Consider the following 6,047-nt stretch of genomic DNA (forward strand, 5'->3'; position numbering starts at 1 on the left):
GGCCACCCGCCGGGACGCCCGTCCCACCTGACGACTGATCCCACTGCCCTGGAAGGACCCCGTGGTCGACGTCCTACCGCCGCCCCCCGGCGACCGCATAGAACCCATCGGCATCGAAGTCGAGATGCAGCGGTCATATCTCGACTACGCCATGTCGGTCATCGTCGGCCGCGCGCTGCCGGAGGTCCGGGACGGGCTCAAGCCCGTCCACCGACGGGTCCTCTACGCCATGTACGACGGTGGTTACCGTCCCGACCGCGGGTACTTCAAGTGCTCGCGCGTGGTCGGCGATGTCATGGGTAACTACCACCCCCACGGCGACTCGGCCATCTACGACACCCTCGTCCGGCTCGCGCAGCCCTGGTCCCTGCGTTACCCGCTGGTCGACGGCAACGGCAACTTCGGTTCGCCCGGCAACGACCCGCCCGCCGCCATGCGGTACACCGAGGCGCGGATGGCGTCGCTGGCGATGGAGATGCTGCGCGACATCGACCAGGAGACCGTCGACTTCGCGCCGAACTACGACGGCCGTTCGCAGGAGCCGCTGGTCCTGCCGAGCCGGTTCCCGAACCTGCTCGTCAACGGCGCCGGTGGCATCGCGGTCGGCATGGCGACGAACATCCCGCCGCACAACCTGCGCGAGGTCGCCACCGGCGTCCAGTGGGCGCTCGACCACGCCGAGGCGACCGACGAGGAGATGCTCGAGGCGCTGATCGGCATCATCAAGGGGCCGGACTTCCCGACCTCGGGTCTGATCGTCGGGCGCAGCGGCATCGAGGACGCCTACCGGACCGGCCGGGGCAGCATCCGGATGCGCGCCGTGGTCAACGTCGAGGAGAACAAGGGGCGCACCCAGCTCGTCGTCACCGAGCTGCCCTACCAGGTCAACCCGGACAACCTCGCCGAGAAGATCGCCGAGCTCGTCCGCGACAACAAGGTCACCGGGATCGCGGACGTCCGCGACGAGACCTCGGCCCGCATCGGCCAGCGGCTCGTCATCGACCTCAAGCGCGACGCCGTCGCCAAGGTCGTGCTCAACAACCTGTACAAGCACACCCAGCTCCAGGACACCTTCGGCGTCAACATGCTGGCGATCGTCGACGGGGTGCCGCGCACGCTGCGCCTGGACCAGATGGTCCGCTACTACGTCGAGCACCAGGTCGACGTCATCGTCCGGCGCACCCGCTACCAGTTGCGCAAGGCCCGCGAGCGGCTGCACGTCCTCGACGGTCTGCTCATCGCGCTCGACCACCTCGACGAGGTCATCACCCTCATCCGCAACGCGGAGTCCGCCGACGCCGCCCGCGGCCAGCTCATGGAACGCTTCACGCTGTCGGAGATCCAGGCGACCGCCATCCTCGACATGCAGCTGCGTCGCCTCGCCGCCCTGGAACGCCAGCGGATCATCGACGAGGCCGCCGAGCTGCGGGCGCGGATCTCCGAGCTGGAGGCCATCCTCGCCTCGCCGGTCCGCCAGCGGCAGATCATCGGCGAGGAGCTCGCCGAGGTCGTCGAGAAGTTCGGCGACGAGCGGCGGACCCGCCTCGTTCCCTTCGAGGGCGACATGTCCATCGAGGACCTCATCGCCCAGGAGGACGTGGTCGTCACCGTCACGCGCGGCGGCTACGCCAAGCGGACCAAGACCGACCTCTACCGCTCGCAGCGGCGGGGCGGCAAGGGTGTGCAGGGCGCGGCGCTGCGCGAGGACGACATCGTCGAGCACTTCTTCGTCACGACGACGCACCACTGGCTGCTGTTCTTCACCAACAAGGGCCGGGTGTACCGGGCGAAGGCGCACGAGCTGCCCGAGCAGGCCCGGTCGGCGAAGGGCCAGCACGTCGCGAACATCCTCGCGTTCTCCCAGGACGAGCGGATCGCCGAGGTCATCGCGCTGAAGGACTACGAGGTCGCGCCGTACCTCGTCCTCGCCACCAAGCGTGGGTTGTGCAAGAAGACCGCCCTGAGCGACTTCGACTCCAACCGCGCCGGCGGCCTCGTCGCGATCAACCTGCGCGACGACGACGAGCTGATCGCCGCCCGCCTCGTCGCGCCCGGCGACGACCTGCTGCTGGTCAGCCGCAACGCCCAGTCGATCCGCTTCCACGCCGACGACGAGCAGCTGCGGCCGATGGGCCGGGCCACCTCCGGCGTGATCGGCATGCGCTTCGACGCCGAGGACGAGCTGCTGTCCATGGACGTCGTCGTGCCGGGCACCACCGCCGACCTGCTGGTGGCCACCTCCGGCGGCTACGCCAAGCGGACCCCGCTGGCCGAGTACCCGGTGCAGGGCCGCGGCGGCAAGGGCGTGCTGACGGCTAAGATCGTCTCCACCCGGGGTGGCCTGGTCGGCGCGCTCGTCGTCGACCCGGACGACCAGCTCTACGCGATCGCCTCCAACGGGGGCGTGCTGCGCACGATCGCCAAGGACGTCCGCCGGGCCCAGCGGCAGACGATGGGGGTCCGCCTCATCGATCTGGAGACCGGTGTGCAGGTGGTCGGGGTGGCGCGCAATGCTGATGTGGAGGACGCCGACGCCCGCACCGACCCCGGGGCCGAGGAGAGCTGAGCCCAGGGCCGGCAACGGTCCAGGTCCGGGGCGATGGCGGTCCTCGACGTCGGCGCCGTCCCCCGGTGCCGCGGTGACGCCGAAGCGGGGATCCGGCGTGCGCATGGCCCGCGTACGCCGCCAGGAGCGAACCGGGAGTAGACCGTGAGCGACAGTCAGGAAGACCGGCCCGCCCGGTCGGCGGTCCACCGCGGCTCCTCCCCGGCCGCCGGGCCGGGGGGAGCGCGTGACGGCGACCGTTCCCGCCCCCCCGGCGACGGCGGCGACGGGGAGCCGGGCGGCGAAACGCTGAAGATGCCCGCCGCCGGCGCTTCCGGCGGCGGAGCTCCCCCCGCCGGGGCGGCCGCCGGCGGCGCTGGCACCCCGGCCGCCGGCGACCGCCCGGCGGCCTCGGGCGGGGCCCGTTCCGGCGGCGCCGGCTCGCTGGACCCGTCGGCAGGCAACCCCTTCTTCCAGCGTTCCGGCCGGGGGCAGTCCCCACACGCCGACGACGGCCGTGAGGGCACCCCGGGGGCCGGCGCGGCCGGGTCCTCCCCGTCCGCCTCGTCGTCCGCCTCCCCGCCCATCTCGTCGAAGCCGGGATCGTCCGCCTCGTCGTCCTCGACCGTCCTGGGGGGTAAGGCGTCCGGCAGCGCGGGCGGCGACCGGGCGGCGGCCGCGGAGCCGGCGCGGTCGTCCGCGGCGCCGGCCAGGTCCGCGCCACCGAAGTCCGCGCCACCGAAGTCCGCGTCACCGAAGTCCGCGTCACCGTCCAAGTCGGGATCGGCCCCGTCAGCGTCGTCCTCGGTGCCGCCGTCGTCCTCGCTTCCCGCCGGCTCTGCGGCGGCGTCCCGGCCCGCGGCATCGGCGGACGAACGGTCCGGCCGGTCGCGGGTGGCGCCGACCCGCAACGGAGCGGGCGGGGCCCCGGCCGGTATCACGGGGTCGGCGGTGCCCCCATCCGGGTCGGCTCGTCCCGAGAACGCCGGGACCCACGGCGGCGATGCGGGCTCGGCTACCCGCAAACTCGGCTCCCCCGCCGTATCGTCGCCCGCGAAGTCCCTCGGTACGACGCCGCCCGGCGCCCGCCGAAGCACGACGGGCCTGCCCAGTGCCCGCCCCGAACACCCGGTCGAGCGGCCCGGTGAGACCGACACGATCTCCCTGGTCCGTCCGCCCAGCATGACGAGGAGCGGTACCACGAAGCCCGACAGCAACCGTGCCGCGCCGGAGCGGGTGCCCGCTCCCGACGCGGTGCGGCCGGCCGCGCCCGCCGCGGGCCGCGGTGCCAACGCGACCGCGGCCTACGAGCGGCCGATCGCCGCGTCGGCGTCCGCGGGCACCGCCACCGCCGCCGCGTCCCCGCACGCGGCGACCACGACCTCTCCTGGCGCCCTCGACGACCAGCTCGAGGCCGTACCGGCCGACCGGGCCAGTGCCCCTCGCGGCCCCGGTCGCTCCGGTCCGGGCGTGGGTCCCATCCGCCCGCCCGGCGCCGGCCGGCGCGCCAAGCTGCGGCTGTCCAAGGTCAACCCGCTGACCGTGACCCGGCTCAGCTTCGCGTTCTCCCTGTGCGTCTTCGTCGTGTTGCTCGTCGCGGTCGCCGTGCTGTGGTTCGTGCTCAACTCGATCGGGGTGTTCAACAGCGTCACGGACGCTGCGGACACCCTGACCGACAGCAGCGCCANCAACGTCAAGGGCTGGCTGTCGTTCGGCCGCGCGATGGAGATCAGCCTGCTCATCGGCGCGATCAACGTCATCCTGATGACCGCGCTGACCACTCTCGGCGCCCTGCTCTACAACCTCTGCGCCGAGATGATCGGCGGCATCGAACTCACCCTCAGCGACCAGTAGCGCCAACGGACGGCGGCGGCCGCCACCCCGGCCCCGCCGTCCTGTATGGTTGCAGTCGTTGCCGGGACCTATAGCTCAGTCGGTTAGAGCGCTTCCCTGATAAGGAAGAGGCCGGTGGTTCAAGTCCACCTAGGTCCACAAGAGTGGCGATGTTTGAAACTTGATCTTCGCTCCTCTTGAGCTGGTAGGGCGTAGCGCCGTTCGGGTAGATGCCGGACGGCGCTTTCGTTTGCCCGTGAAGGGGTCTGCCGTCCTCGTGGGCGGTCGGGGGTCCCTCGCTGGTGGAGACGTGTAGGTCCGGGGGTCCGGGTTCGTCTGTGGCGCTCTGGGCCTTGATCAGATTCCTGGTCTCCTGGCTCAGCAGGTCGGCAAGATCGTCGCCGAGGAGTTGGGCGAGCGGGGGGAACAGGTCCGCTCCGTGAATCCCCTTGTCGATGATCCAGAACCGCTTGAACACTGCCTGGTTGAGTTGGCGTTGCACGAGTGCCGGGGCGGTGGTGTAGAGGGTGTGGCTGTCCTCGCAGAGGCTCAGCAACCGGTCGAGAATCGCGCCGATCGACTGCCATTCGCCTTCGCTGGCGTGGAGCAGGGCACGCGCCTTACCAAGGTCGCGGTCGATCCGCTGCTGTTCTTCCTTGAGGAATTCCTGGCTGATCGCGCCGTTGTAGTAGGCGCGCATGCAGGCGCGCCGTTCGTCTTCCAGGGCGTTGATGCGGCGCTTCTGCTGGTCGGCCTGTTCGGTGCCGTTGGTCACGAGGGTCTGCGCGCTGTCGAGGACGATGTCGCGTATCCGGGATTTCTGCCGCGGGGTGATCTCCACGCGGCGCCACCAGTCCGCCACGAGCTGTTCGACCACCTCGATCATCACGTACGGCTGTCCGCAATTCCCGCGTTGCCGGCCGAGGCAGTAGAAGTAGGGGTATTTCCCGCCGCCCCGTCCGGTCGCGTTCATGATGCCGAATCCTGATCCGCACTGACCGCAGAACAGGCTTCCTTTCAGGGGGTGGAAATGCTTGCTCGGCTTGTCCCCGGCGGTGGCGCGCGACCGCAGGATTCCCTGAACCCTGGTGAGAGTCTTTTCCGTGACGAAGGTGGGATGCCGGCCGCCCGGGTATTCGACGCCGTCGAAGGTGACAACGCCGATGTAGTAGCGGTTCGTCAGCATCTTGTGGACATGGGAGGGCTGTAGGGGCCGTTCCGGGCGTTTCCCTGCGGCGCGGTTGGTCAGGCCGCGGTGGTTGAGTTCGTCGGTGAGGCTGTCCACCGTCCACGCGCCCGTGGCGAACTGCTCGAAGGCCCATTGCACGAGTCGCCACCGGTCCTCGTCCAGGATCACATCGGCGATGTTCCGTCCCTCGCTGCGTATCCGGACGTTGAGGTAGCCGATCGGGGCGAGTCCGGGGGTTCCCCCGTTCGCGGCTTTCTGCCGCATCTTGTAGCTGATGTCCTTCCCGCTGGCGGCAGACTGATACTGATTAATTACGGCGAGCATGCCGTGGAGGAGTTCACCGGCCGGCGTCTCGTCGATGTTCTCCGTCGCGGAGACGAGAACAACCCCGAGATTCCGCAGCCGCAGCGTGAAAGCGGCATCCTCGTACCGGTCCCGCGCAAACCGGCTGAGCTGGTAGACGATCACGATATCGACGTC

3 protein-coding genes, 1 tRNA gene and 2 pseudogenes are annotated in these 6,047 nt (G+C 70.4%); 4 read left to right on the plus strand and 2 right to left on the minus strand.

Annotated elements, in window-relative coordinates; genetic code table 11:
• The first annotated feature begins 61 nt into the window (after positions 1-61).
• Positions 62-2,566 (plus strand): DNA gyrase subunit A, encoded by a 2,505-nt coding sequence (gyrA, locus tag FF36_RS14920; RefSeq protein WP_044885665.1) that lies wholly within the window; start codon positions 62-64, stop codon positions 2,564-2,566.
• Positions 2,567-2,721: 155 nt separating this feature from the next.
• On the opposite strand, the gene FF36_RS14925 is transcribed toward gyrA, so the two are convergent.
• A complete protein-coding gene (locus FF36_RS14925) occupies positions 2,722-3,570 on the minus strand; it encodes a hypothetical protein (protein WP_128423317.1) in 849 nt (282 codons plus the stop codon).
• A 157-nt stretch (positions 3,571-3,727) separates the two neighbouring features.
• Between FF36_RS14925 and FF36_RS14930 the strand changes: the two genes are divergently transcribed.
• The 3 genes and pseudogenes from FF36_RS14930 to FF36_RS14935 all read left to right on the plus strand — a co-directional run.
• Positions 3,728-4,232, plus strand: a 505-nt coding sequence (locus FF36_RS14930; protein WP_242422512.1) for a DUF3566 domain-containing protein, incomplete at its 3' end; no start/stop codon positions are given.
• A 1-nt stretch (position 4,233) separates the two neighbouring features.
• A pseudogene (locus FF36_RS37985) lies at positions 4,234-4,399 on the plus strand (DUF3566 domain-containing protein); the annotation flags it as partial.
• 64 nt (positions 4,400-4,463) lie between these two features.
• Positions 4,464-4,537: transfer RNA gene (locus FF36_RS14935), tRNA-Ile, on the plus strand.
• 700 nt (positions 4,538-5,237) lie between these two features.
• Here the strand turns inward: FF36_RS14935 and FF36_RS40840 are convergent.
• Positions 5,238-6,035, minus strand: a pseudogene (locus FF36_RS40840) (recombinase family protein); the annotation flags it as partial.
• Positions 6,036-6,047 lie beyond the last annotated feature (12 nt).

The sequence above is a fragment of the Frankia torreyi genome (assembly GCF_000948395.1).
In the GTDB taxonomy this organism is placed as follows: Bacteria; Actinomycetota; Actinomycetes; order Frankiales; family Frankiaceae; genus Frankia; species Frankia torreyi.